The sequence below is a fragment of the Aeromonas sp. EU05-FHT14A05 genome (assembly GCF_058791175.1).
In genome coordinates, this window is record NZ_JBYTDH010000018.1 from 14,555 (window position 1) to 39,901 (window position 25,347).

General features: G+C 63.4%; 22 protein-coding genes. 10 read left to right on the forward strand and 12 right to left on the reverse strand.

Going from position 1 to position 25,347, the window contains the following annotated elements; all coding sequences use genetic code 11:
* Nucleotides 1-261 precede the first annotated feature (261 nt).
* Complete coding sequence (locus tag AC3WR3_RS19190) at nucleotides 262-1,059, forward strand: FRG domain-containing protein (protein ID WP_492292975.1); 798 nt, start codon at nucleotides 262-264, stop codon at nucleotides 1,057-1,059.
* 102 nt (nucleotides 1,060-1,161) lie between these two features.
* On the opposite strand, the gene AC3WR3_RS19195 is transcribed toward AC3WR3_RS19190, so the two are convergent.
* The 3 genes from AC3WR3_RS19195 to aguA form a co-directional block, all read right to left on the reverse strand.
* On the reverse strand, nucleotides 1,162-1,386 hold the full coding sequence (locus tag AC3WR3_RS19195; protein ID WP_492292977.1) for a hypothetical protein: 225 nt from the start codon (nucleotides 1,384-1,386) through the stop codon (nucleotides 1,162-1,164).
* Nucleotides 1,370-3,085 (reverse strand): amidase, encoded by a 1,716-nt coding sequence (locus AC3WR3_RS19200; RefSeq protein ID WP_492292979.1) that lies wholly within the window; start codon nucleotides 3,083-3,085, stop codon nucleotides 1,370-1,372. The genes AC3WR3_RS19195 and AC3WR3_RS19200 overlap by 17 nt, the downstream gene beginning before the upstream one ends.
* Before the next feature lie 256 nt (nucleotides 3,086-3,341).
* The gene (gene aguA, locus AC3WR3_RS19205; protein ID WP_492292981.1) at nucleotides 3,342-4,439 is read right to left on the reverse strand and encodes an agmatine deiminase; all 1,098 of its coding nucleotides are present in this window, start codon (nucleotides 4,437-4,439) and stop codon (nucleotides 3,342-3,344) included.
* A 145-nt stretch (nucleotides 4,440-4,584) separates the two neighbouring features.
* Between aguA and AC3WR3_RS19210 the strand changes: the two genes are divergently transcribed.
* Nucleotides 4,585-5,496, forward strand: a complete 912-nt coding sequence (locus AC3WR3_RS19210) for a LysR family transcriptional regulator (protein ID WP_492292983.1) — start codon at nucleotides 4,585-4,587, stop codon at nucleotides 5,494-5,496.
* Between the two features lie 347 nt (nucleotides 5,497-5,843).
* Nucleotides 5,844-6,179, forward strand: coding sequence for an endonuclease domain-containing protein (locus AC3WR3_RS19215; protein ID WP_492292985.1), 336 nt, complete (start codon nucleotides 5,844-5,846; stop codon nucleotides 6,177-6,179).
* Nucleotides 6,180-6,536: 357 nt separating this feature from the next.
* On the opposite strand, the gene AC3WR3_RS19220 is transcribed toward AC3WR3_RS19215, so the two are convergent.
* Together AC3WR3_RS19220 and AC3WR3_RS19225 are read right to left on the reverse strand one after the other, a co-directional pair.
* Nucleotides 6,537-7,949, reverse strand: a complete 1,413-nt coding sequence (locus tag AC3WR3_RS19220; RefSeq protein WP_492292987.1) for a DUF2252 domain-containing protein — start codon at nucleotides 7,947-7,949, stop codon at nucleotides 6,537-6,539.
* A gap of 96 nt (nucleotides 7,950-8,045) precedes the next feature.
* A complete protein-coding gene (locus AC3WR3_RS19225; protein WP_319914269.1) occupies nucleotides 8,046-8,618 on the reverse strand; it encodes a TetR/AcrR family transcriptional regulator in 573 nt (190 codons plus the stop codon).
* Nucleotides 8,619-8,786: 168 nt separating this feature from the next.
* On the opposite strand from AC3WR3_RS19225, the gene AC3WR3_RS19230 reads away from it, so the two are divergent.
* From AC3WR3_RS19230 to AC3WR3_RS19240, 3 genes are all read left to right on the forward strand, one after another.
* Complete coding sequence (locus AC3WR3_RS19230; RefSeq protein ID WP_492292989.1) at nucleotides 8,787-9,824, forward strand: alkene reductase; 1,038 nt, start codon at nucleotides 8,787-8,789, stop codon at nucleotides 9,822-9,824.
* A gap of 275 nt (nucleotides 9,825-10,099) precedes the next feature.
* Nucleotides 10,100-11,029, forward strand: a complete 930-nt coding sequence (locus tag AC3WR3_RS19235; protein WP_492292991.1) for a GNAT family N-acetyltransferase — start codon at nucleotides 10,100-10,102, stop codon at nucleotides 11,027-11,029.
* Nucleotides 11,026-11,487: an acyltransferase gene (locus tag AC3WR3_RS19240; protein ID WP_492292993.1), complete on the forward strand. Its 462-nt coding sequence runs from the start codon at nucleotides 11,026-11,028 to the stop codon at nucleotides 11,485-11,487. Before AC3WR3_RS19235 ends, AC3WR3_RS19240 begins: the two co-directional genes overlap by 4 nt.
* 74 nt (nucleotides 11,488-11,561) lie before the next feature.
* Here the strand turns inward: AC3WR3_RS19240 and AC3WR3_RS19245 are convergent, their stop codons facing one another.
* The 3 genes from AC3WR3_RS19245 to AC3WR3_RS19255 form a co-directional block, all read right to left on the reverse strand.
* The gene (locus AC3WR3_RS19245) at nucleotides 11,562-11,900 is read right to left on the reverse strand and encodes a nuclear transport factor 2 family protein (protein ID WP_492292995.1); all 339 of its coding nucleotides are present in this window, start codon (nucleotides 11,898-11,900) and stop codon (nucleotides 11,562-11,564) included.
* 160 nt (nucleotides 11,901-12,060) lie between these two features.
* Nucleotides 12,061-13,650: a peptide chain release factor 3 gene (gene prfC / locus AC3WR3_RS19250; RefSeq protein ID WP_139439693.1), complete on the reverse strand. Its 1,590-nt coding sequence runs from the start codon at nucleotides 13,648-13,650 to the stop codon at nucleotides 12,061-12,063.
* Nucleotides 13,651-13,900: 250 nt separating this feature from the next.
* The gene (locus AC3WR3_RS19255) at nucleotides 13,901-15,775 is read right to left on the reverse strand and encodes a diguanylate cyclase (RefSeq protein WP_492292997.1); all 1,875 of its coding nucleotides are present in this window, start codon (nucleotides 15,773-15,775) and stop codon (nucleotides 13,901-13,903) included.
* Between the two features lie 188 nt (nucleotides 15,776-15,963).
* Here AC3WR3_RS19255 and AC3WR3_RS19260 point away from each other — a divergent pair, with 188 nt between their 5' ends.
* On the forward strand, nucleotides 15,964-16,968 hold the full coding sequence (locus tag AC3WR3_RS19260; RefSeq protein ID WP_492292999.1) for a diguanylate cyclase domain-containing protein: 1,005 nt from the start codon (nucleotides 15,964-15,966) through the stop codon (nucleotides 16,966-16,968).
* A gap of 24 nt (nucleotides 16,969-16,992) precedes the next feature.
* Here AC3WR3_RS19260 and viaA read toward each other — a convergent pair whose 3' ends face one another.
* Entirely contained in the window at nucleotides 16,993-18,447 is a 1,455-nt protein-coding gene (gene viaA / locus AC3WR3_RS19265; RefSeq protein ID WP_492293001.1) for an ATPase RavA stimulator ViaA, read from the reverse strand.
* A gap of 88 nt (nucleotides 18,448-18,535) precedes the next feature.
* On the reverse strand, nucleotides 18,536-20,143 hold the full coding sequence (locus tag AC3WR3_RS19270; RefSeq protein ID WP_202047865.1) for an ATPase RavA domain-containing protein: 1,608 nt from the start codon (nucleotides 20,141-20,143) through the stop codon (nucleotides 18,536-18,538).
* A gap of 223 nt (nucleotides 20,144-20,366) precedes the next feature.
* Between AC3WR3_RS19270 and AC3WR3_RS19275 the strand changes: the two genes are divergently transcribed.
* Together AC3WR3_RS19275 and rimI are read left to right on the forward strand one after the other, a co-directional pair.
* Nucleotides 20,367-20,885, forward strand: coding sequence for a hypothetical protein (locus tag AC3WR3_RS19275; RefSeq protein WP_492293003.1), 519 nt, complete (start codon nucleotides 20,367-20,369; stop codon nucleotides 20,883-20,885).
* Nucleotides 20,886-20,983: 98 nt separating this feature from the next.
* Entirely contained in the window at nucleotides 20,984-21,433 is a 450-nt protein-coding gene (rimI, locus tag AC3WR3_RS19280) for a ribosomal protein S18-alanine N-acetyltransferase (protein WP_492293040.1), read from the forward strand.
* Nucleotides 21,434-21,510: 77 nt separating this feature from the next.
* Here rimI and AC3WR3_RS19285 read toward each other — a convergent pair whose 3' ends face one another.
* Nucleotides 21,511-22,053 carry a thioredoxin domain-containing protein gene (locus AC3WR3_RS19285; RefSeq protein WP_139439684.1) on the reverse strand — a complete coding sequence of 181 codons (543 nt, stop codon included), beginning with the start codon at nucleotides 22,051-22,053 and terminating at the stop codon, nucleotides 21,511-21,513.
* Between the two features lie 180 nt (nucleotides 22,054-22,233).
* On the opposite strand from AC3WR3_RS19285, the gene AC3WR3_RS19290 reads away from it, so the two are divergent.
* Nucleotides 22,234-24,024, forward strand: a complete 1,791-nt coding sequence (locus tag AC3WR3_RS19290) for an AMP-dependent synthetase/ligase (RefSeq protein ID WP_492293005.1) — start codon at nucleotides 22,234-22,236, stop codon at nucleotides 24,022-24,024.
* A 75-nt stretch (nucleotides 24,025-24,099) separates the two neighbouring features.
* Here AC3WR3_RS19290 and AC3WR3_RS19295 read toward each other — a convergent pair whose 3' ends face one another.
* A complete protein-coding gene (locus AC3WR3_RS19295; RefSeq protein ID WP_492293007.1) occupies nucleotides 24,100-25,314 on the reverse strand; it encodes an aldose 1-epimerase family protein in 1,215 nt (404 codons plus the stop codon).
* Nucleotides 25,315-25,347: the final 33 nt, after the last annotated feature.

Here is a 25,347-nt window from a genome sequence, read left to right on the forward strand (position 1 = left end):
GGAGTCAGCGGCTTCTCGGCGGCCTCCTATTCGCGATCGTCCGAATACGCTTCGCTATTCGAACCTACAGCCCTTATCCTGATTGCCAAAGCAGGGAAATGCAGGTGTTCCTGCATCCATAAAATACCTAGCCATAAGAAAGGATGTTTCAAAAACTTACATCTTCTTATGAAAAGGCTTCAGACAAAGCTAAGCTATATGTATACTAATTAGCAACCAATTATAATTTTCCTTATAATTTTCTATTTGAGATCCTAGTTCATGGCAAGACCCGCAAGATGGAAAAGAATAAAATTTAGTGATGGAGTGCAAGAATATGCACTAAGTTCATGGAAATACTTTTCAGATTTTGTTAACCAGGAGTTATTGGATTATACAACTTATGTTTATAGAGGACATGCAGTTTCATCATGGAAATTAGAGCCGACTCTAGACCGCATAATTAACATTCCGACATCAACAAAAAGAGATGAGCACTTAGCCCGATTTAAACTTGAAACACGTGGAAGACGCGGCCCTAACCCAGCAATATTAAATGATGAGAACGACTGGTGGGCTTTAGGCCAACATCATGGTTTAGCTACCCCCTTGCTTGATTGGACAGAATCTCCATTTGTTGCTCTCTTTTTCGCCATGAGCAAAGCCATAGAATTGGGCAGTAGGAATATAACTGTTTATGCTTTAGCACAATCGGCAATAAGTACAAGAAATAAAATAATTGAGAGCGATGATGCTATCCCATTAATTAACAGGAAAAAACCAACCGTAAAAATAGTTAGGCCTTTCAGTGATGAAAATAGCAGGCTAGTTAGTCAAAGAGGTTTATTTACCAGAGGTCCAAACAATCTTGATCTAGAGTCTTGGATTCGTAAGCATAAAGTTGCAGGACGAGAGAAAATAATAGAGATCATGAAGATAAGCATCCCAGTATCTGAACAAGATATTAAGGACTCATTGCGTTACCTGAACAGAATGAACATTAACCATGCCACTCTATTTCCTGATTTGTCGGGCGCATCAGATTATTGTAATATTCATCTTAAAACGCCTAAATATTAGCAACTATATCAACCACTATAATGCAGTAAACAACAACTCAACATTAATTAACATACAAGCACATCATAATTATCTAGCAGACCACTCACTCTGTGGTATTTCCTAGGCTGGTGCGCAGAACACCTCATGCTCAGGGAAGATGGCTTCCAGAATCCGCTGAGTTTCACCATCTGTGGCAGTATCTAGCAGTGGGCAGTCAATGCGACAATGGATGATAAAAATCTCCACACCGGAGCCGTTCAGCACAGGAAATAAAAAACCACCCGCATAAAGGGTGGTTTTTTCGCTATCACCAGAAAAATAGTGATTTTTAATTCCTAACGGCACTCAATGGCGGCGTCCGTGGCGGCACCATACGCTTGCTGCCGGTGGACTCGAAGGCCGAGGCGACGCGCAGCAGGTTGCTGTCGTCATAGGCGCGACCGGCGAAGGTCAGCCCCACCGGCATACCGATATCGGCCATGATGCCCATGGGGACGGTGACGGTCGGCACGCCGAGATGGCGAATGGCGAGGTTGCCGTTGGCGACCCAGATGCCATTGCTCCAGGCGATATCGGCGGAGGCCGGATTCACATCCGCATCGGCCGGGCCCACGTCGGCCACGGTCGGGAACAGCACGGCGTCGAGCTTGAGCCCGTCCATCCAGTCCTCCAAGTCCAGCTTGCGGGTCTGCTCCAGACCGCGCAGGCCGTCCGGCACCGATGCGATCTCGTCCCAGGATTTCAGGCCGCGCTTGGCCATATTGACGTACTCGTCCATGCCCGCCGCCAGATCCCCTTCGCGGTTCGGCAAGGTGCCCGGATCGTGGGGGAAGATCTGGGGGCCATCGACATCGGCCAGCTTGTTCAACTTGGGATCGCCGTTGGCACGCAGGAAGTCGTCGAACGCCCAGCCGGAGAGCTCCCACAACTCGTCGTTGAGAAACTCAGGTGACACTATGCCGCGATTGAACACGGTCGGCGCGCCGGGTCTGTCCCCTTCGCAGTTGGAGACCAGGGGGAAGTCCACTTCGATAACCTCGGCGCCCGCGGCTTCCAGCGCCTGACGGGCCTGCTCCCACAGGGCAATCACGGAGTCGCGGGTATGGATGCGCTGACCGGTCGGGCCGCCGATACCGGGGTGTTCGCTGGTGCCGGCCAGTTCATCCTTGTTGATAAACATGCGCGGCACGCCGAGGCGCTTGCCCTTGAGGGCATCGGGCTTGGCAGCCAGATCCAGATAGGAAGCCGGACGCACGTCGGAAGCCTTGGGGATCTTGACCCAGGGCTGCAGGCGCCAGAGATCCCCACGGGTGTCGCTATCGTCGGCGACCACCACGTCCAGCACTTCCAGGAGATCGCTCATGGTGCGGGCATAAGGCACCACCACATCCATGGTCGGGGTCAGGGGCCAGTTGCCGCGCACCGAGATGACGCCACGGGACGGGGTGTAGGCGCAGAGGCCGTTGTTGGAAGCCGGGCCCCGGCCGCTCGACCAGGTCTCTTCGGCGAGACCAAAGGCGGCGAAGCTGGCCGCGGTGGCGGTACCGGCGCCGTTGGAGGAGCCGGAGGCAAAGGGCGCGGTGAGATACTCCGCGTTGTAGGGGCTCTCGGCACGGCCATAGACGCCGCGCTGCATGCCGCCATTGGCCATGGGGGGCATATTGGTCTTGCCAAGGCAGATGGCACCGGCGGCGCGCAGCCGCTCCACGGTAAAGGCATCGCGCTGGGCCACCAGATCCTTGAAGGCCGGGCTGCCGGAGGCGGCGGTCAGCCCCTTGACCAGATAACTGTCCTTGGCGGTGTAGGGGATGCCGTCGAGCGGCCCCAGGGTCTCGCCACGGGCGCGGCGCGCATCGGACGCCTCGGCTTCTTTCAGCGCATCGGGATTGGGTACCACCACGGCGTTGAGGCGGGTGTCGGTCTCGGGGCCGTCATAGGCTTTGATCCGGGCCAGATAGGCCTCGACCAGTTCGACCGCCGTGGTGCGGCCGGATTCGAGCGCACCGCGCAGCTCGGCAATGGAAACTTCGGTCACTTCGATCATGTTGATCTCCTGTAGAAGGGTGACTGTTTGTCATGATGATCGCCGCATCGGCGCCTGCGACCATCACACCATCAAGAGATAAAACCCCACGGCGTGGGGTTTTGAATACTCACCGGAACCGGTTTACGACCCGTCGCGAGAGGCCGTCAGCAAGGTGAAGAGCAGCACAGGAACCGAAGCGTATAAACATACGTGAGGCTTCCGAGCAGCACATGAGCCTTGATCACGGTCTCGCAGCAGGATCGTCATCCGGTTCTTACTGGCCGGAAGGGATCTGCTGGGTAATGCAGTGGATATTGCCACCGCCCAGCAGGATCTCGCGGGCCGGGACGCCGACCACTGTGTGCTCCGGGAAGATCTCTTCCAGAATGAGCTGGGCTTCGCCATCGGTGGCAGCATCCAGCAGCGGGTAGACGATGCGATCGTTGGTGATAAGGAAGTTCACGTAGGAACCCGCCAGACGGCCTTCTGCCTCGCGCGGCACACCGGTGCCGCTCTCGACGCCGGCGGACTCCTCCTCGGTGCAGAACAGCGGGCCCGGCTGGGGCAGCTTCCAGATTTTCAGCTTGCGACCCTTGGCGTCCACCGCCGCTTCCAGCACCTTGAGGGCGGCCAGGGAGCGGGCGTACTGGGGATCAGTCTCATCGTCGGTCCAGTGCAGGGCCACTTCACCCGGGCGCACGAAGCAGCACATGTTGTCGATGTGGCCGTCGGTCTCGTCCATGTAGACGCCTTCGTCCAGCCAGATAAAGCTCTTCACCCCCAGGTAGTCGCGCAGGTGCGCTTCGATCTGCGCTTTGCTCAGGTGCGGGTTGCGGTTTTCGTTCAGCAGGCACTCGGCGGTGGTCATGCAGGTGCCTTCACCGTCCACGTGGATGGAGCCCCCTTCCAGAATGAGCGGCGCGGCGTAGCGATCCATGCCGTGCTGCTCCAGCATCTGGGCCGCCACCTTTTCATCCTGATCCCAGGGGTAGTAGAGACCGCCCTTGTGACCGCCCCAGGCGTTGAAGCCCCAATCCACCCCACGGCACTCGCCGGCGGCGTTGGTGACCACGGTCGGGCCTGTGTCGCGGGCCCAGCAGTCATCGCTGGCCATCTCCACCAGGGTGACGTGGGCGGGCATGATGGCGCGGGCCTGCTCCATAAACTGGGCCGGCACCCCCATAAAGACCGGGGTGGCACCGCCGATGGCATCCGCCACCTTGGCGAAGGTTTCTTGCGCGAAGCGACCGGCGACGCGCCAGTTGTCCGGGCGGAACGGCCAGATCATCCAGACGGCCTGCTGGTGCGCCCACTCGGCGGGCATGGTGAAGCCGTCGGCGGCCGGAATGGAGTTGATGGTCTTGATGCTCATCGCAAGGCTCCTTGCATGGATTGAGGCCCCCGATTCATCTGGGAACCCTGGAAAAATAACAGTGGGTCGCAGTGTAAGAAGTTGCGTGCCCATCCATCAAATGAATAGGATGGATTGTCCCATAAACACGGCGAATAATCCCCCCATGAAACTGCACCAGCTCGACCTCAATCTGCTGCTCGCCCTTGACGCCCTGATGACACAAGGGAGCGTGACCCGCGCCGCCGAGTCGCTCTTTATCAGCCAGCCCGCCATGAGCCATGCCCTCAATCGCCTGCGGGCCTTCTTTGACGATCCGCTGCTGGTGCGCACGCCCCAGGGGATGCTGCCGACGCCCCGGGCCCAGCGGCTGCATCTGGGGGTGCAGCAGGTGCTGCGGCTGCTGGAGCAGCAGCTCAGCGAGGAGGAGCTGTTCGAGCCGCGCCAGTCGAAACGCCGCTTCGTACTCTGCACCACGGACTACGTGGAGTGCGTGCTGATCCCGCCGCTCATCCAGCGCCTCAAGAGGCTGGCGCCCGGGGTCACCATCGAGATCCGCATACTGCGCGACACATTGCCGGAGGCGGAGCTGGCGAGCGGCGAGATAGACCTGGTGCTGGGCTTTGACGAATACATGCAGGTGCCGGGGTATCTGGGCAAGGAGACCTGGCTCACCGAGCCCCTGGCCGGGCTGGTGAGCGCCACCCTGGAGCTGGAGGAGGAGCGCATCACCCTCGATCAGCTTATCGAGATGCCCCATGTGTTCCACTCGCCGCTCGGCACCTCGGAGGCGAGCCTCGACCGCTATTTGCAGAGCCTGGGGCACAGCCGCACCATCTCGGTCAACAGCCAGAGCTATATGTCCGCCGCCGCCATCGTCAGCCAGAGCGACCACCTGCTGGTGCTGCCGAGCATGGTGGCCGAGCTGCTCGCCAACCACTGGCCGCTGAAAAGCCTGCCCCTGCCCGAAGACGTGCCCGATTATCATCTCAACTGCGTCTGGCACCCGGTCCATGCGCAGCAGCCGGCGTTGATCTGGTTGAAAGAGCTGATGAAGGAGTTGGTGAGCCCGGTTTGAGCCCGCGGCGTCTGGCAGCTCCTCCCCCTCATCCCCAGCCCTTCTCCCACAAGGGGAGAAGGGAGCAGATCGGTGTTAAATAGAAAGAATCGGGACAGCCGACACGCCAAAGCGACAAGGCACAAGGCGACAACGCGACAAAGCGACAAAGCGACAAAGACCCAAAATGCCAGGGCTTCAATGTGTTGGCACTAGAGGCCCCTTGTGATCTTCACTTTCAAGGATTCCCCGATCGGTTCCCTCTCCCTCTGGGAGAGGGCCAGGGTGAGGGACAAGCTCCCCGCCCACCCGTACGCCACCGGATAATGACTATATCTAATAGGGTCAAACAGCTCTGGATATGCACCATGAAGACCCACTCCTTTGCCAAGCGGCTGAGAGCCGAAGCGACCCTGGCCGAACAGAGGCTCTGGTTCCAGCTTCGCAATCGCTGGTTTGAGGGGCTCAAGTTCCGCCGCCAGTTTCCTGTCGGGCCCTACATAGTGGACTTCATCTGCCTGGAACAGCGGCTGGTGATCGAGGTCGACGGCTCGCAACATAGCCAGCCGGAAGGTCAACAACAGGATGAGACCAGAACGGCCTATCTCAATGGCGAAGGGTTTCGGGTGAACAGGGTGTGGAATAACGAGGTGCTGGGGCGGATGGATGGGGTGCTGGCGTTTATCAGATTGTCATTGCAGTGACCCACGTCCCCCTCATCCCCAGCCCTTCTCCCGCAAGGGGAGAAGGGGGCGGATCGGCGCTCAGTGGAAAAGCGGGGGCAACCGACACGCCAAGACAAGAAAGATTCAAAGCTCCAAGACTCCAAGACTCCAAGATCCCAAGATCCCAAGATCCCAAGATCCCAAGATCCCAAGATCCCAAGATCCCAAGATTCCAAGATTCCAAGATTCCAAGATTCCAAGATTCCAAGATTCCAAGATTCCAAGATTCCAAGATTCCAGCACTTTGGCACTACAGCCCATTTCGAGCCTCGCCTCTACCAGCTCCTCGATCGGTTCCCTCTCCCTCCGGGAGAGGGTCAGGGTGAGGGGAAGCGCTCACCTCGCCTCTGAGGCGACCGGCAGCTCCCCGCGGGCGATGGCGGCCAGCAGCAGGGCGTGATCTTCCCGGGTGCGCTGACCATAGGCCACGGCAAAGTCGGCGATGGCCTCATCCATCACCTCCGACTTGCCGAGGTAGCCGGCGATCTGCGCCGCATCCCCCGACTTGGCATGGGCCAGCGCCAGGGCCCAGCCGCACAGCTGGCAATACTCGACGAAGTGGCGGGGCTTGACCATGCCAGGGGTGATGTCGATGCCCCCCTTCATGTCCCGCAGCTGGCGCACGTAGAAGTGGCGACCCCGAAGCTCGCACCAGCCGAGAAAGATGTCCGGCGATCCCTGGATCATCCGCTGCCCCCGCACCACCCGCCGCCCCTGGTTGCCGCTGTCGTCTTCCGAGGCGAAATAGGGGGCCAGCACCGAGGGTTGCGCCTCTTTGACCTGCAGGAAGAGGGGATCCTCATCGTCGGCGCCGGTCAGCAGGATCACCCAGCAGCGGGTGCCCACGCTGCCCACCCCCACCACCTTGCGGGCCACGTCCACGACCCGGTAGCGGCGCAGCAGGATACGCCTGTCCTCCGGCAGGGAGGCGAGATAGGCCTCCAGCAACTCGCCGAGCACCTCATAGACGGGCTCCCCGTCCTCGGTGTGGGTCTCGCGAATGACGAAGGGGTGAAGTTCGCGGATCCTGTGCTGATCGTCCACCAGATCCGTCATCTTGCCGAGCACCTGCAGGTGGTTGCGACCCCGGGCCTTGGCGAAGGTGGCCTTGACCCGTCTATGGGCATCGACGGAGAAGGCGTCGAGCACCGAGGCCTGTTCGATGTGATCGTACCAGACCCTCATAAAGCCCATCTTGCCGTATTCCCGCAGCTTGGTGCGGTAACCGGTCGCTATCATCCTGGCCGCCTCCCGCTGGCGGGCGGCGTCGGCCCCCAGGTACTCGGCCGCCACCAGGGCGCTGGCGGCCAGGCGCTTGAGATCCCACTCCCAGGGGCCGAGGTGGGTCTCATCGAAGTCGTTGATGGCCAGCACCAGGTTGCGCTCGGCGCTCGCGTAGAGGCCGATATTGGCGACATGCATGTCGCCACAGGCCTGGACCATGAGGCCGGAGTGGGGGGTGGCGACGAGATCCCCCGCCATGATGGCGGCCCCCCCGCGCAGGAAGGCGAAGGGGGACTCCTGCATCCTGGCATGGCGCACTGGCACCAGCTGCTTCAAGCGAGTGGTGGCCTGGGCCTTGAGCACGGCGATGGGATCCCTGTCATAGGGCGCGGGCGGCAGCCAGGAGTGAGCCTCGCGAGGAAACTGTTCCCGCAGGGCCTTGCCAGCGGCGAACCGCTGCGCGATGGAGAGCTGTGGCGTGGTGAAGTGCGCCAGTATCGTCCGAGACGTTGCCTTCCTGATCATTCTCTTTCCTCCTGCCGATATCCTCACCATCAAGATGGAAGAGGGGGCAGGCAGGGGCAAGCACCGGGGACAAATATAGGCCCAGAGGGCCGGGATTCAGCGGCGAGGGGTCAGGGCCGCCATCAGCTGGTCGACGACGCCCCCCAGCAGGGCGCGGTCTGGGTGACACTGGGCGAAGGTCACCAGCCCCTGGATGTTGACCTGCAAGAAGGCGGTCAGGGTGGGGATGTCCCCCCCGGGGGCCAGCTCCCCCCGCTCGCTGGCCTGACGCAGCAGCTGCGCCAGGTCGCTTTCCAGCTCGCCATAGATGACCTTGAAGCGCAGGTGCAGCTCTTCGTCCTGCTCCGCCAGCTCCATCAGGGTGCGGGTCAGCAGGCAGGAGCCCTGCAGGGCATCGTCCACCAGCTGGGTGAAGTAGGCCTTCAGCCCGGCCAGCGGGCTCGGCTGATCGAAGCAGCGACGGCGCAGGGCGCCCTTCTCCTGCACATAGTGATCGACCGCCTCCAGCAGCAGCCCACGCTTGTTGCCAAAGGCGGCATAGAGACTGCCCGGGTGCAGCCCGGTCGCCGCCACCAGATCCTGCATGGTGGTCTTGGCATAGCCTCTGGCTCGAAACGCCTCCATGGCGCTTCGCAGGACAAGGTCCCGATCAAATTCGGCACTGCGCATGGGATCTCCGCTGGCAAGGGCCCGGCGTACCGGGGAACAGGGCGGCAAGTTTACCCCAGCAGGCAGGCAAGACCAATCCATGTTGAATGCTTGCTCAAAAAAGGCTTGCGTACAAACCAAAAAACGTCTTGAATGCCCATTCAAGAATCACCCCCGAGGACGCTCTGCATGGATACCCTGTTTCAACCTTACCGCCTCAACGGCACCCTCACCCTCGCGAATCGCTTCATGATGGCTCCCCTCACCCGTTGCATGGCGGGCCCGGGACTGGTGCCGACCGCACAGATGGCAGCCTACTATGGCCGCCGCGCCGACATCGGCCTCATCATCTCCGAAGCCACCATCATTCGCCCGGACGGCCAGGGCTATCCCAGCACCCCCGGCATCTACAGCCCTGAGCAGATCGCCGGCTGGAAACAGGTTACCGCCGCCGTGCACGCCAAGGGGGGCAAGATCTTCGCCCAGCTGTGGCACGTGGGCCGTCTCTCCCACCCCTTCTTCCATCAGGGCGAGGTGCTAGCACCGTCCGCGGTCGCCCATGAGGGCACTGTGCCGCGCATGCGCGAGCTGGTGTATCAGGTGCCCCGCGCCCTGACCGAGAGCGACATTGCCCAGCTGGTCGAGGATTACGCCCAGGCCGCCGCCAACGCCATCGAGGCGGGCTTTGACGGGGTGGAGATCCACGGTGCCAACGGCTACCTCATCGATCAGTTCCTGCACCACTCCAGCAACCTGCGCACCGACCAGTACGGCCAGACTCCGGAGAACATGAGCCGCTTCGCCCTGGAGGTGGTGGATGCCATCAACGCCCGCATCGGCAGCGAGCGGGTGGGCCTGCGTCTCTCCCCCGGTGCCTATGTGCACCTGGAAGGGGATGCGCGGGATCGCGCCGTGTTCGATTACCTGCTGGCGGAGCTGAACCAGCGCGCCCTGGCCTATGTGCACCTCGGCATCTTCGATGACAGCCTCACCTTCGACTACCTGGATGGCCGCGCCTCCGACTACCTGCGCGCCCACTACGACGGCCACCTGGTGGGGGTCGGCAACTACACGGCAGAGAGCGCCGCCGAGGCGATCCGCGCCGACCGCTTCGACCTCGTCGCCATCGGCCGCCCCCTTATCGCCAACCCGGACTACCTCGCCAAGGTGAAACAGGGCGACGCCCTGGTCCCCTATGCCGACACCATGCTGGCGGAATTGGTATAACCCGCGCCGCACTCCGAGACAGCGCCGTGGCCGGCACCATGCAGGCCGAGCTGGTGTAAGCCGCCAGCCCGAGTCACCCACAGGCCGGGCCGCCTTTGCCCGGCCAGCTTGTTCCTGACCAAGGATGGGATCCGCGCCCTGGCGCGGGTTTCCAATGTTTGGGCCCCTCTCCCGGGCCCTTTTTTGTGCCCGCCTTCTGCCCCTGAAAAATGGTTGCCACCAACAACCAGTTGGCTATATTGGTTGCAGGTAACAACCAGAAGGACACTCACAAGATGGATCCCCGCCCCCTGCGCGCCCTGTCACGGGAACTGGTACGCGAACTCGGCATGCTCTCCCAGCAGTGCGGCTCCCTGGCCCTGAGCCCCCTGGAGGCCCACCTGCTCATCGAGCTGGAGAATGGCCCCGCCACCAATCAGCAGCTCGCCGAGCGGCTGCGCATCGACAAGTCCAATGCCAGCCGCCCCCTGGCCCGCCTCGCCGAGCGGGAGCTGATCACCTGGCAGCCGCACCCCTCGGACGGGCGTAGCAAGCAGGCTAGCCTCACCGGACAGGGCAAGGCACAGCTTGAGGAGCTGCACCGGCAGATGGACGAGGCCATGGCCGAGACCCTGGCCCAGCTCGCCCCCGCCGAGCGCGAGCGGCTCTGGGACGGCATGCGCCTCTATCGCAGCGCCCTCTCCCGCGCCCGCCGCCAGCAAGGCTATCGCATCAGGCCCATAGCCCCCGAGGACAATGCCGCCATCGCCGCCGTGATCCGGGCCGTCTCCGCCGAATACGGCCTCACCGCCGACAAGGGCTACGGGGTGGCAGATCCCAATCTCGACTTTCTCCACGAGACCTATCAGGGGGAGCACAGCCGATATTGGGTGATTGAGGGGCCGGACGGCGCCATTCTCGGCGGTGGCGGCATAGCCCCCCTGGCGGGGGCGGAAAACGAAGTGTGCGAGCTGCAGAAGATGTACTTCCTGCCCGCCCTGCGCGGCCTGGGGCTGGGGCGGCGGCTGGTGCTGCAGGCCCTGGCCGAGGCACGAGTGCTCGGCTATCGGCGCTGCTATCTGGAGACCACGGCCGATCTGCGCGAGGCTACCAGCCTCTACGAGTCGCTGGGCTTCGAGCACCTGCCTGGCCCCCTCGGCTGTACCGGTCACGACGCCTGCGAGATCTGCATGGTGCTGGCGCTCGACGGGAAGGAGGGGATATGAGTGAACCAACCCGACTCGCTGTCGGCATACGAGATGTCAGCTTCGGTGAAGGGGTGAAACTGGTTGAGCCTGTCAATCTCTACGGCTGTACCCTGGCTGACGATGTCTTTGTCGGCCCCTTCGTGGAGATACAGTCGAACGTCTCCATAGGGCGCGCAACCCGCATCCAGTCCCACAGCTTTATCTGTGAGCATGTGACCATAGGTGAGCGCTGTTTTATCGGCCACGGCGTCATGTTTGCCAATGACCTCTTTCAGAGCGGCACCCCCGACCCTGACCCTGCCAGTTGGGGCCACACCCACATCGGGGACGGGGTGTCCATCGGTTCAAACGCCACCATTTTACCTGTACGGATCTGCCAGGGAGCCGTCATCGGTGCTGGCGCCGTGGTGACCCGGGACATCACTGTACCTGGCACCTATGCCGGCAACCCCGCCCGATTGCTGCGCGCTTTCTAGCTAGCAACGCCGCCCACCCCCTCATCTCAGCTCGTGCAATCGGATGGGGCCCTATGGCAAATACAGTGTCGGGTTTAAGAGGGGAAATAGAACCAGGCGGTCTGGATAAGGCCGTCCTTCACCTCGAACACCGCCACGCTCTCGATGGGCTCAGGGGAGAGACCATAAATCAGCTCGTGATCGAACACCTTGTTGCCAAGCAGGGTTCTGGAAAGCAGCTCGGCCCGTAAGGCCGGGTTGTTGAATCTGTGCTCGGCATAGAAGCTCCGAAGCGCCCCCTTGCCGACTGTGCTCGGGGTCTCGGTCGGCATGCGATAGCCTTTGAAATCCTCGGCGAAGCAGGCCAGGAAGGCGTCGATGTCGTGGGCATTGTAGGCGGCAAACTGCGCCTCTACGGGTTGGATGACGGGCATGTCTATCTCCACAAATGAAATTTAAATCACTTATCCGCGCCTTTTATTCACATATCAAGCCCCGGATGGGGATAGCCTCCCGAAAGCGCACATAACAAAAGACCCCGCCGAAGCGGGGTCTCTCTTGTCATCAGCCACCCGCAGGGCGCGGGCGGGGTGATCAGTGCTCGCGGGTCTGGCGGAACGCCACGTCCGGGTGACGCTCCTGGGCCAGGCGCAGGTTGACCATGGTCGGGGCTATGTAGGTGAGGTTGTCACCGCCATCCAGGGCCAGGTTGACCTCGTTCTTGCGCTTGAACTCCTCGAACTTCTTGACGTCGGTCCCTTCCACCCAGCGGGCGGTGGAGACGTTGACCGCCTCGTAGATGGCCTCGACGTTGTACTCGCTCTTCAGGCGGGAGACCACCACATCGAACTGCAGCACACCGACCGCACCGACGATGAGATCGTTGCTGATGAGCGGACGGAACACCTGCACCGCGCCCTCTTCGGAGAGCTGCACCAGCCCCTTGAGCAGCTGCTTCTGCTTGAGGGGGTCGCGCAGGCGGATGCGGCGGAACAGCTCGGGGGCGAAGTTCGGGATGCCGGTGAACTTGAGATCCTCACCCTGGGTGAAGGTGTCGCCGATCTGGATGGTGCCGTGGTTGTGCAGCCCTATGATGTCACCGGCGCAGGCTTCGACCGCCTGCTCCCGGTCACCGGCCATGAAGGTGACGGCGTCGGAGATGTTCACGTCCTTGCCGATGCGCACGTGGCGCATCTTCATGCCCTTGGAGTAGGTGCCGGAGACGATGCGCATAAAGGCGATACGGTCCCGGTGCTTGGGATCCATGTTCGCCTGGATCTTGAACACGAAGCCGGAGAACTTCTCCTCGGTGGCCACCACTTCGCGGCTCTCCGCCTTGCGCGGCATCGGAGACGGCGCCCAGTCGGTCAGGCCGTCCAGCATGTGGTCGACACCGAAGTTGCCCAGCGCAGTACCGAAGAAGACAGGGGTCATCTCGCCGGCGATGAAGGCCTCGTGATCGAACTCGGGAGAGGCGCCCTGCACCAGCTCCAGTTCGCCGCGCAGCTGGGCGGCCAGATCTTCACCTATGGCGGCGTCCAGCTCCGGGTTGTTCAGCCCCTTCACCACCCGCTTCTCCTGGATGGTGTGGCCCTGACCGGTCTGATACAGATAGGTCTCGTCCTTGTAGAGGTGGTAGACCCCCTTGAAGGACTTGCCGCAGCCGATGGGCCAGGTGATGGGGGCGCACATGATCTTCAGCTCGCGCTCCACCTCGTCCATCACTTCCATGGGATCGCGCACTTCGCGGTCCAGCTTGTTCATGAAGGTGAGGATGGGGGTATCCCGCAGCCGGGTCACTTCCATCAGCTTGCGGGTCCGATCTTCGACGCCCTTGGCGGCATCGATGACCATCAGGCAGCAGTCGACCGCGGTGAGGGTACGGTAGGTATCTTCGGAGAAGTCCTCGTGACCCGGGGTATCGAGCAGGTTGACCAGGCAGTCGGCGTAGGGGAACTGCATCACGGACGTAGTGATGGAGATACCGCGCTGCTTCTCCATCTCCATCCAGTCGGATTTGGCGTGCTGACCCGAGCCACGGCCCTTGACGGTACCGGCGCGCTGGATGGCCTGTCCGAACAGCAGGACTTTTTCGGTAATGGTGGTTTTACCCGCATCCGGGTGCGAGATGATCGCAAAAGTGCGTCTCTTGGAGACTTCACTCAGAAATTCAGCTGACATAATTCGACGTTCTTCTATTGAGCGGCGGCCTGGAGCCACCGTGGGAATAAATGCGGGACAGCACCTTGGGATCAGGGCTCCCATGCAGACAACGACGCCACGCAGCCGGGTCATGGAACCCGTCGGTGGAAAAAGGAGGAGCGCTGCGTTACATGGGCCTTCTCGCCTGAGTCAAAGCAAAATTGCGCGACATTATACCCGCGCGAGTGAAAAATACCCAGCCCGGCATGAGGGGCTGGAGGGCGGTTCGGGATCAGGCCGCCTTCACCACCCGGTTGCGCCCCGCCAGCTTGGCGTCGTACATGGCCTCGTCGGCCCGGCGTATCAGCTCCCCGAGATTGTCATCCTCTGCCTTGTACTCGGCACAGCCTATGCTGACGTGGATGGGGTGATCCTCAGGCACCCCCTCGATGACGAGGCGGGAGACGGCAATCCTGACCCGCTCGGCCACCTCGGCCGCCTCCTCCAGACCGGTGTCCGGCAGCAGCACCAGAAACTCCTCGCCGCCGTTGCGCCCCACCCGGTCCAGGCTGCGCACCTGCTCCTCGATGCACTGGGCCACCGCGGTCAGCACCTGATCCCCCACCTGATGGCCGAGCTGATCGTTGACCTTCTTGAAGTGATCTATGTCCAGCAGCAGCACGCACAGGGGCTTGCCGCTCGCGCGCGCCTGGGCGAACCATTTGCGCCCCTTGGCCTGGATCTGGCGCCGGTTGTGGATGCCGGTCAGCTCGTCCGTCATGGCGAGGTGCTGCATCTTGCGGGTACGGCTGCGCTGATGGAGCACCAGTACCCCCATGACCAGCAGCGACAGGGCCACCACCAGATATTGCCAGTAGCGCCGCTCCTGCAACTGCTTGAGCTTCTCCGCCTGCAGCTGCTGCTGGGATCTGAGGGTCTGGTTCTCCAGCTCCTTGCGCGCCAGATCGAACTCGAAGCGCATCTGCAGGGCCCGCTGCTCCCGCAGCCGCTGATCCAGTGCATGACGGGTCTGCACGAAGGCCTTGAGGCTGGCCAGGGCCTCCCCGATCCGCCCCTGATGCTCCAGCACCCGGGCGCGCACCTCATGCACCCAGGCGAGGAAGCGCAGGTTCTGCTCCCGGGCAAAAATCGGCTCGGCCTCGTCCAGGTGCCGCAGCGCCTCGGCCGGCTTGCCCACGGCATCCAGCGCGGTGGCCATGACGATGTGCCAGTGGCCCAGGGTGACGCTGTCCGCCCCCTCCCCCTGCTGCAGCAAGGTGGCGGCCTGCTCCAGCTTGGCCATGGCCTGCGCCGTCTTGCCCTGCCTGAGCAAGATGGTGGCCAACTCTATCCTGCTCCAGGCCAGCACCCCGTCCTGCCGCTGCGCCTCATAGTAGCGCTCGGCCTCCACCATCAGGGGCAGCGCCTTGTCGTACTCGCCCGTGTCCACATAGAGCAGCCCCTGCTGGGTGTGGATATCCACCAGCCGCTCCTGATCCCCCAGCGTCCGGTAGTCGTGCTCCAGCTCCTGGAAGTAGCCCTCGGCCCGCTCGAAGAGCCCCATCCGGCGATAGGCATTGGCGATCCTGGCCAGCACCTCCCGCCCCTTGTTCTCCAACCCCAGGGCCTCGTAGCGGCGATGGGCATCGATAAGCTCCATCAGCCCCTCGGCCAGCTCCCCCTGGTAGGAGTACATCTCCCCCCGCAGGTTGAGGATGTCGGCCCGTTGCCGCTCATCCCCCAGTCTGCGCGCCAGGGTCAGGGCGGCGTCGTAATCCTGCCGCGCCTCGTCCATGTTGCCGAGCAACTGCTGATGATAACCGCGACAGGCGAGCAGACCGCTCTCGGTGACCCTGTCTTTGCGGCTCTTCACCTCTGCCAGCGCCCGATCGGCAAACTGCACGGCTCGCAGGAACTCCTCGTCCCGCTCGCTCGGCTGGGCCCAGCACTGCAACCGGGCGATGCGACCCTGCACCTCCGGCGGATAGGCATCGACATGGGCAACCAGGGCGGCGACACGGTCGCGAAACACCTGCAGGGGCGGGGTATCATCCTCCAGCTGCTGCAACTCCCGGGAGAGCGCGGGCTCGGTCAGCCGGGGAGACACCGCGAAGGCGGGTGTCACTCCCAGCCATAACAGCAGGCTAACGCCCATCAGGATCTTCATGCTGATTCAGTCTCCCCGTTCGATGGCCCGGACGCCGTGCCCGCCGCCTCAATCATATCCCTCCTTGCCATGGGCGCACAGCCACGGCATGCATTGCCCTGTCAGCGCTCACTCCTGCTATCTCATTCTTTACAGAAGGAAAGTCTGCATCGACTATAAGCGAACTGACACAAGGGAAGGGATGAAGAATGACCTACGAGGAGCTGCGGGAGGCTTACGACAGGTTGTTGCTGGAGAACGAGCGCCTCAAACGCATCGCGGATGACGCACGGGAGAAGCTGGATGCCGCCATGGACGGCACCGGCCTGTGCATCTGGCAGAACCATGTGCCCACCGGCAAGCTCATCATCTTCAACCGGCGCTGGGGATCCATGCTCGGCTATCAGCCCAAGGAGCTGTCTGCCCACTTCGACATCTGGCGCGAGCACCTGCACCCGGAAGACAGGGAGCGGGTGCTGCAGGCCTTCTTCGACCACCTGGAGGGCAAGAGCCCCTTCTATCAGGTGATGCACCGGATGATCGCCAAGGACGGCAAGACCACCTGGGTGCTGGATCGCGGCCGGGTGGTGGAGCGGGATGGCCAGGGCAACCCCATCCGGGTGATGGGCACCCACATCGACATCACCCACGAGAAGGAGTACGAGCAGCAGCTCGCCCAGCTCGCCCACCGGGATCCCCTCACCGGCCTGCTCAATCGCACCGCCCTGCACCGCCAGTTCCCGCAGGAATACCAGGCGATCTGCTTCATCGATCTCGATGACTTCAAGCAGGTGAACGACAACCTGGGCCACCGCGCCGGGGACGAGCTGCTGGTGGCCCTCAGCCAGCGGCTGCGTCACTGCTGCGGCGAGGAGGTCAGGCTGGGTCGACTCGGGGGGGATGAGTTCGTGCTGCTGCTGCCCTGGCCGAGCGAGGATCCCCGCACCAGCCACCTGGCCCGTCAATGTGTCGACACCATTACCACCCCGTTCGAGCTGCCCAATGGAGAGGCGGCCGTGGGCATGAGCATGGGGATAGCGGCCATTCGGCCACAGGATGACTTCAGCACGGCGCTGGCCCGGGCCGATCAGGCCATGTACAGGGTCAAGCGCAGCGGCAAACGGGGATTCTATATCGCCAGGCCGAGCGGCCAGCCGCTGCTGGATCAGGATCAGATCAGCGAACGGGGCCTCTACCACAGGGCCGACATCTGACACCGGAGCGGCGCCAGCCCGCCCCTAGCTGCGTTGCCAGCGCCTGAGCAGGCGGCCCCGCAGGCCGCAGTCCAGCAGCCAGCTGTTGTCGAACACCCGCAAGATGGCCGACTTGGCATGCCTGGACATGGCGACGGCGTGGAAGCGGGTCTGCTGCGCTCGCCGCCGGTTCATCCGATCGAGCAGGGCATGGGGCAGGCTCTGGGCGATGAAGTCGGAGATCACCAGCACGTCCGCCCTGGCAAAGTCCGGTTGATCCAGCTGCACCAGCGCCTGCTCGAGGCAGGGCACCAGATCGGTGCCGCCGTGGAAACTCATGGAGAGGAAGCGCTCCGCCTTGTCCAGCCCGGTGTCTGCGGTGATCTCGAGGGTCGCCACCTCGGTGGAAAACAGCATCAGATAACAGCCCCGCTTCTCGTCCATCGCCAGCTTGAGCAGGGCCAGGAAGAGCGCCTTGGCGCACTCTTCCGGATAGCCTCCCATGGAGCCCGAAGTATCGACGCAGACGATGAAGGGGCCCCGCGGCTGCACCTCCTGCCCGCCCTGCTCCGGGGAGCGCTGCATCAGGCGCTGGCGCGGCAAGGTGCCCCGTGACTGATAGCTCAGCAGGCGCCGCTCCAGATAGCGGCGATAGAACTCCAGCTCCAGCTCCGGCAGGGCCAGCATCACCGCCTCGCTCGGCAAGAGGCGCATCAGATCGCTGGCCGGGTGCACCCCCACCAGATCGTCAGGCACGTCGTCGGTCTGCACCTCTTCCAGCTCGTGCATGGGCACGGGGGGCAGCGTCCGGGCGTCGGTCCGCCGATCCCGCTCGCTGCGCCCCAGCAGGGCCGCTATCTCCCCCAGCAGGGGTTCGCGCTGCAACATGCGGGCATATTGCTGCACCAGCACCAGGCTGCGCTTGTGCCAGCTGCCCTGGGCCAGATCCCAGAGCCCCCCGGCGGAGATCTGGTGCGGATCCAGGGCATCGGCCAGGGTCCGGTTCGCCAGCAGCTGATCCTCTATCTCCTGGCGCTGCTTCTCCCGCTCCGCCTCGGCGATCTGCTGCTGCAACTGCAGCAGGCTGCCCACCAGGCTGGCACGCCACTTCTCCACGAACAGCTGACGCAGCCCCTCGGTCGGCTGCACCATGATCTGGCGCACCAGGCTGCGGGCATCCCCGGCGAAGGGGCTGTGCTGCTCCAGCGCCTCAAGCAGGGCCGGCAGCCGCCCCACCAGCTCGGGCAGAGACAGCAATCTGTGGGCCTGATAGAGCAGGTACTCCTGCTCCAGCGCCACCGGCACCGGCTTGTGGCGCATCTCCTCGCCGAGCTGCTCGCTCCAGCTCTGGATGCGTTTTTTCAGCAGCTTGCCCTGCAGCGGAGAGCGTTTGAGGAATTCGGAGATCTTGGGGGTGGAGGCCAGCAGCAGCGCCATCTCCCCCGCCAGCTCCCCCTCCCCGATGAGCAGCCCCAGATCCATCATGCCGATCTCTAGCATGGGCACTCCCTATGCAAGGGACGCGCGGCGCCATGCTGCCGGTGCGGCAGGCGGCCAAGGGCTGGTGGCGGCGTCAGTCCTGAGCGCATCAGGCATCCAGCCCGGGCAGGCGATCCCGCCACTGCTGCAGCTCCTCGCCCAGCCGTTCCAGGTCCCGGTTCAGCACGAAGAAGCTGTCCTCCACCTGGCGCAGCCAGTGCTCCCCGACAAACAGGTGGGGCTGGTGACGGTCGAACAGGCTGCGCTGCCCCTTGAGGCTCTGCTGCACCCGGACAACCTGACTCGCCAGCTCACCGAGCTCCGCCTGCCAGGGGGCCGTCACCACCTCGGGAATGGGGGTTCGCTCCACCAGCACCAGGGGCACGGGCTGGCGCTGGACATCCAGCACCTGCAGCCGCAACTGCTCGTCGAGCACCAGCTCGTAGTGCCCCTCCTTGGGGTTGCCAAGGGGCCAGCCCACCAGCGCCTCCCCGGTGGGGTGCCAGTGGGAGAGCAGGGTGCGATCGAAGGTGAGGGTCTCGGTCAGGCGATCGGGATCCCCCCCATCCAGGGGCGCCGGGGTGAGCAGGTGGAAGTGCACCTGCTTGCCGAAGGGTTTGGCGTTGGCCAGCGGCAACTCGGTGCCGCGGGCGCGGCGGCCGAACCACTGCTTGCGCTTGACCGCCTTGCAGCCGAGTCGCTGGGCAACCGCCCCCTTGAGTTGCTTGAACCGCTCGCGCAGGGCCAGCAGCTCACGGGTCAGCACCAGTTGCTGGTAGCCGTAGAGGCGGGAGAACTCGCCGATCATCTCCAGCAAGGCGGTGCGGGAGGCCTCGTCGTGCCAGAGGCAATCCTTGAACAGCAGCAGATCCAGCGGGGCCACTTCGTCGCGGCCATTGAAGAAGGCGCTCGCCTTGATGAGCCTGACCGCCTTCTTCCAGCGCCGATCCGACACATAGCAGCCGTGGCCGAGCTGGCTGTCGAGCTGCTGGCGCAGCTGGTAGATGAGCTCGAAACAGGCGTCGGGCAGGCGCACCTGCTCGATCTCCGCCTGCCAGGCCTCGTACTCTTCCCCCCGGATCTGCACCGAGGGAGTCAGGTTCTGGTGGGATTGGCCATCGCTCGCCAGCATGGCCTGGAAGTTGGATTTCTCCTGCACCCTGTCCATCCAGATCCGCACCAGCATGCGATCGTAGAGCGCCTCCAGCCCGCTGTCCGGGGCGGGCAGCTCGTTCGAGGCGGTCACCAGCAGCCGCATGGGAATGGGGTGCTGGCTGTCGCCGTTGCGGAACTGTCGCTCGTTGATGGCGGTGAGCAGGGTGTTGAGGATGGCCGGGCCCGCCTTCCAGATCTCGTCGAGGAAGACCACCTCGGCCTCCGGCAGGTAGCCGTGCGTCAGCCTCAGGTACTTGCCATCCTCCTTGAGCGCCTGGATGGAGAGGGGGCCGAACACCTCCTCCGGCGTGCTGAAACGGGTCATCAGGTATTCGAAGTGGCGGGCATCGTGAAAGGCGAGCTTGAGGCGCCGCGCGATCAGGCTCTTGGCGATGCCGGGGGGGCCCAGCAGGAAGACGCTCTCGCCACTCAAGGCCGCCAGCAGGCCGAGCCGCAGGGCGTCCTGGCGCTCATAGAGCCCCTCCCCGAGGGCGGCCAGCAGCCGTGGCAGGCGCTCATGGATGGGGGTGGCACGAACAGTATTCTGGGCTAAAGGCGGCATAGGCACAGTTCCGAAGCTGGTATTGTCATGGTGTCCACGGGGTCCGGCCTCAGGCCCCGCCTCACTGTCATGGTCTGTTGAATCTGGTCATCCCGCGGTCGGGGTCGGGACAGCACGGCCCCGGCGGGACAATCCCGGCACGCAAGGGGGTGCAGCAAAACCTGCGAGAGTGTACTCTGCGCATCAGAATTTACCCCAACGCAGATCAAGAGTGAGCCTTCGCATGCAAGATCCCCTGCTGGACCCACTGCGTCAGCGCATCCTGGCCCGGATGGGCATCCCCCTCTGGCAACTGAGAGCCCGGGGCCTGCCAGACCAACCGGCAGACGCTGCGGCAACCCGGCAGCCGCAGGTGACCCTGGCGGCAGAGGATGCGGCGACCCCACGCCAGCCGGTGACCCCGGCGGCAGAGGATGCGGCGACCCCACACCAGCCGGTGACCCCGGCGGCAGAGGATGCGGCGACCCCACACCAGCCGGTGGCGGTGCCGACCGGCAAGCTGTGGCTGCAGGCCGAGGCGCTGCCCGCGCCCTCTTTGCTCGGGGACATCTGCCAGTGGCTCGGCATAGGCACGGACGAGGTCTCCTTGCTCGGCGAGCTGCCCGAGGGGGTGACGCCCCCCCTGCTCTGGCTGACGGCCCCGGATCCGCGCTGGCCCCATGCCCTCGTCTGCCCGCTCAAGCCAGGCCCGGCGCACAAGCGCGCCCTGTGGCAGCAGTGCCGGCAGCGCCAGCCCGGTTGAACCGGCCAGCAGCCAAGATCCTTGAAGCCACGACCATGGCATGACCATGCCGTCCGTCGCAAGTCCGAATCCCGTCCGGAGTAACCATGTCTGACCTCTTGCCCAGCTTTCGTCCCCTGCTCGAATCCGATTTCGATGCCATCTATCCCATAGAGCGGGCCGCCCACCAGGAGCCCTGGAGCCAGGCCAACCTGCTCTCCTGCTTCGGGCCGCGCTATCTCAACGGCCTGATGCTGGTGGAGGGCCGTCCCGCCGGTTTCTATATCTCTGATCTGGTGGCGGGAGACAGCTCGCTGATGAACCTCTGCATGCGCCCCGAGTTTCAGGGCAAGGGGCTGGGCCGGGCGCTGCTCAAGGAGTATCTGGCCCGCAGCAAGGCGAAGGGGGCCGAGGCCTGGTTCCTGGAGGTGCGGGCGGGCAACCGTACCGCCATCGGCCTCTACGAGAGCGAGGGGTTTGCCGAGTATTGCCGCCGCGCCGACTACTACGGCACCGGCCAGGATCGGGAAGACGCCGTGCTGATGTCCCGCCTGTTCGACTTCGGCTAAGAGACCGCCCGCAACAGACAAGGGGGCCGTGCAGCCCCCTTGTCGTGTCTACCCTCATCCCGCTCCCCAGCCGCCCCTCAGGGCAGGGGGGCATTGTCGATGGCGGGATCCTCCAGGCTGAGGGTGACCCTCAGCACCGCCTCGAAGGCGGCCCCCGAGAGCGGCATGAAGAAGCCGCGCCCGTAGGTGACCCCTGGCATCCAGATCTGCTGGATATCCACCGCCACCTTGATGGGCCGAAGCGGCTCCCCAGGTCGCTGCACATAGATGCCGGGGGCGGTCGCCACCTGGGGGAAGCGCCGCAGTATGTGCTCGCTGCCATCCCCCGCATCCGGGTTGAGCCGCACCTTGGCCAGCCCCGCCAGGGCGGACTGCATCTCGGGGGCACGCCACAGCTCGCTATCGAGCGCCTTGCAGCGTCGGCATTTGGCGCGCTCTATCACGTAGAGCAAGGGGTATCCTTCCCTCAGTGCCAGCCGCTGCGCCTGCTCATAACCCTCGGCCCCGCTTAGCCAGGGGTTGTCCTGCCCCTCGGATCCGCCAAGGAGAAACCAGAGTGCGCCGGCTCCCGCCAGCAGCAACAACATGCCCGTCAACAGACTCTTGACCCCGATCCCCATGGCGCACCTCCCTGAATGAATCCGACCCTTGCCCTTATCATGCCTGACTCTCCCCGAGTTGACGACTTTGTGATCCAGGACAAATGGCGCACACTTGTAAGCTGTAATGTTAGAGTTTAAACTCCAGCCCCGATTTTAGTGCCCCTGCGGGCGCACAACTGTTACTTGAGGATGATTTAGATGTCGCAGCTTCATCTGGTTAGAGTGATGCGTGAGCGTATTGCCCGCCTTGGCAACAAGGCCGCCCTGCGCGTCCAGCAGGATGGCCAGTGGCGCGCCATCGGCTGGCGCACCCTGGGCCAGGCCATGGACTACTGTGCCCAGGCGCTTATCCGCGCTGGCCACCAGCCCACCGAGATGGTCGGCATCTATGCCCGCAACATGCCGGAGTGGACCCAGGCCGATCTCGGCATCCTGGCCGCCCGCGGCGTCAGCGTGCCCATCTACCCCACCAGCACGCTCGAACAGCTGCGCTACATCGTAAAGGACGCCGGCATCAAGCTGCTGTTCGTGGGGGAACAGCCCCAGTTCGATCAGGCACTCCTGCTGCTCGAGAGCGGCGAGATCAACCAGATAGTCACCCTGGACGGCACCGTCGATCTGCGTGGCTGCGAGCAGGCGAGCCACTTCCAGAGCTTCCTGGTCTCCGGCAACCATCAGCCGAGCGAGCAGGCGCTGAGGGAGCGCGAGCAGCACTACCGCATGGACGATCTGCTGACCCTGATCTACACCTCGGGCACCACGGGTGAACCCAAGGGGGTCATGCTCGACTTCAACAACATCGCCGCCTGTTTCGAGATGCACGATCGCCGCCTGGATCTTGGCGAGCAGGACGTGTCCCTCTGCATGCTGCCGCTGAGCCACGTGTTCGAGCGCGCCTGGAGCTACTACGTGCTCTATTGCGGCGCCGAGAACGTCTATATCCGCGATCCGCAGAAGGTGATGGAGGTGATTGGCGAGGTGAAGCCGACCGTGATGTGCGCCGTGCCGCGCCTCTACGAGAAGGCCTACGCCCTGATCCAGGCCAAAGTTGCCCAGGCGCCGCGCCTGCGCCGTGCCCTGTTCGGCTGGGCCACCGGGGTCGGCAAGCGGATGGTCGCCACCCGCCAGGCGGGCAAGTCCGCCTCCCCCCTGCTCTACCTGCAGCTGGCCCTGGCCGAGCGGCTGGTGTTTCGCAAGCTGCGTGCCCGCTTCGGCGGCCGCACCCGCTTCCTGCCGGTGGCGGGCGCCCGCCTCGCGGACGACGTCAACCTCTTCTTCCAGGCCATGGGGCTCAACCTCAAGTACGGCTACGGCATGACAGAGACCACGGCCACCGTCTGCTGCTACGAGGAGAGCCAGTTCAAGCTGGGCTCCATCGGCACCGTCATGGAGGGCATAGAGGTCAAACTCGGGGAGAACAACGAGCTGCTGGTGCGCTCACCCACGGTGATGCGCGGCTACTACAACAAGCCAGAGGCCACGGCCGAGGTAATGACGGTGGATGGCTTCCTGCGTACCGGCGATGCCGGCGAGCTGGACGACGAGGGCAACATCTACTTCACCGAGCGTCTCAAGGAGCTGATGAAGACCTCCAACGGCAAGTACGTGGCACCGCAGCTGGTGGAGGGGACCCTGGGCAAGGATCGCTTCATCGAGCAGATCGCCATCGTCGCCGACGCCCGCCACTTCGTCTCGGCGCTGATCGTCCCCTGCTTCGAGTCCCTGGAGGAGTATGCCCGCTCCATCAACCTGCAGTACCAGTGCAAGACCGAGCTGCTGCGCCACTCCAAGGTGGTGGAGTTCTTCGAGGCACGGATCGCGGATCTGCAGCAGGAGCTGGCCAAGTTCGAGCAGGTGAAGAAGTTCACCCTGCTGCCGAGCGCCTTCTCCATGGAGCTCGGGGAGATCACCCCCACCATGAAGCTGCGCCGCAAGATCATCGAATCCAAGTACCAGAGCGAGATCGAGGCCATGTATAGCCATGTCTGAGTCCAGCCACGGCTGATCCCTCATCTGGCATGAAAAAGCCGCTCATGGAGCGGCTTTTTGCTGTCTGCCTGTGACTCAGGGCAGCTTCACCAGGGGCTGCTCCCGCAGCTCGGTAGGGCGGCCGTCCTGGATCTTCTCCACCTGGGCCAGGGCCTGCTTCACCTCCTCCCCATTGCGCAGCAGGCGATAGGTCAGATCGAAGGTCTTGGTCTCCCCAGGCTGGATCTTGGGCACCAGCCCCAGCGGACGCTGGTACTTGGTGCTGTAGGCATAGCTGGTGCCGGGCTCTATGCCGGTCACATAGCCCTGGGCCCGGGTGTCTGTGTTCTTCCACAGGGTCAGCACAGGCAACTGGTGCGTGTTGTAACCCACCGCCACCCCGACGCTGCCCGCTTTGTTGTTCAGCACCGCCAGGGTATTGCCCTCGGCATCGCTGTAGGGCACCAGGTTGAACACCATCTCGTCGAAGCCCTTGGTCGGCCCCAGATAGGTTTGCCAACCCTTGAGCCCCGCCTTGGCGTAGTCGTTGAACGGAGAGATCTGCTTCACTGGGGTGCTGACGCGCGCCCCCTCCTCCAGGATGGGGGCCCCGAAGTTGCCGTGATAGATGATCTGGTACTCGTTCTCGTAGTCGGCGTGGTTGGTCAGCTTGTCCTGCAGGGCAAATTCCGCCTGACCGGGCACTACGCTCAGCTGGGTCCAGGTGACCAGCTCGCTCATCTTGAAGGTGCGCTCGTCCACCCGGCCCCGCACGTGGATGGCGTAGGGCGGCTCCTCGTCCACTGTCACGCTGACCACGGACGCCGGTATGTTCTGCACCCGGCCGTGCAGGCTCTTGAGGCGGCCGTCGTCATCCACCCCGGGGTGACCGGTCCACTCGTAGCCGCAGCGCACCAGCATCTCGTTGAAGCCATCGAGCCAGCCGAGACCGGCGCGGCTCTCCAGATCGATGAAGGCCGGGTTGACCACCTCCTTGACCGGGGAATCCCAACCCAGGCGCAGATCGGCCCCCTTGACCTCCTTGATCCCCATGCCGCGGGTCGGCACCAGGGTGATCTTCATCACCCCGTTGTCGACGATGAGCAGATCCACCCCCTCCTGGCGCCCGCCGTGCAGGCGCCTCTTCTCGATGGAGAAGGGGACCGGGCTCTTGATCCCCAGCTTGTCGCTGGTGATCTTCCAGTCCCCCACATCCAGCCCCTGCTGGGCGTCGGTCAGCAGGAATTCGGCGGCCTGGCCAGCACTCGCGCCCAGGGCGAGCAGCACGGCAATGGAGAGTCTCTTCAACATGGCTTTATCCTCGTGTCTCTTGTTTTTGGTGAT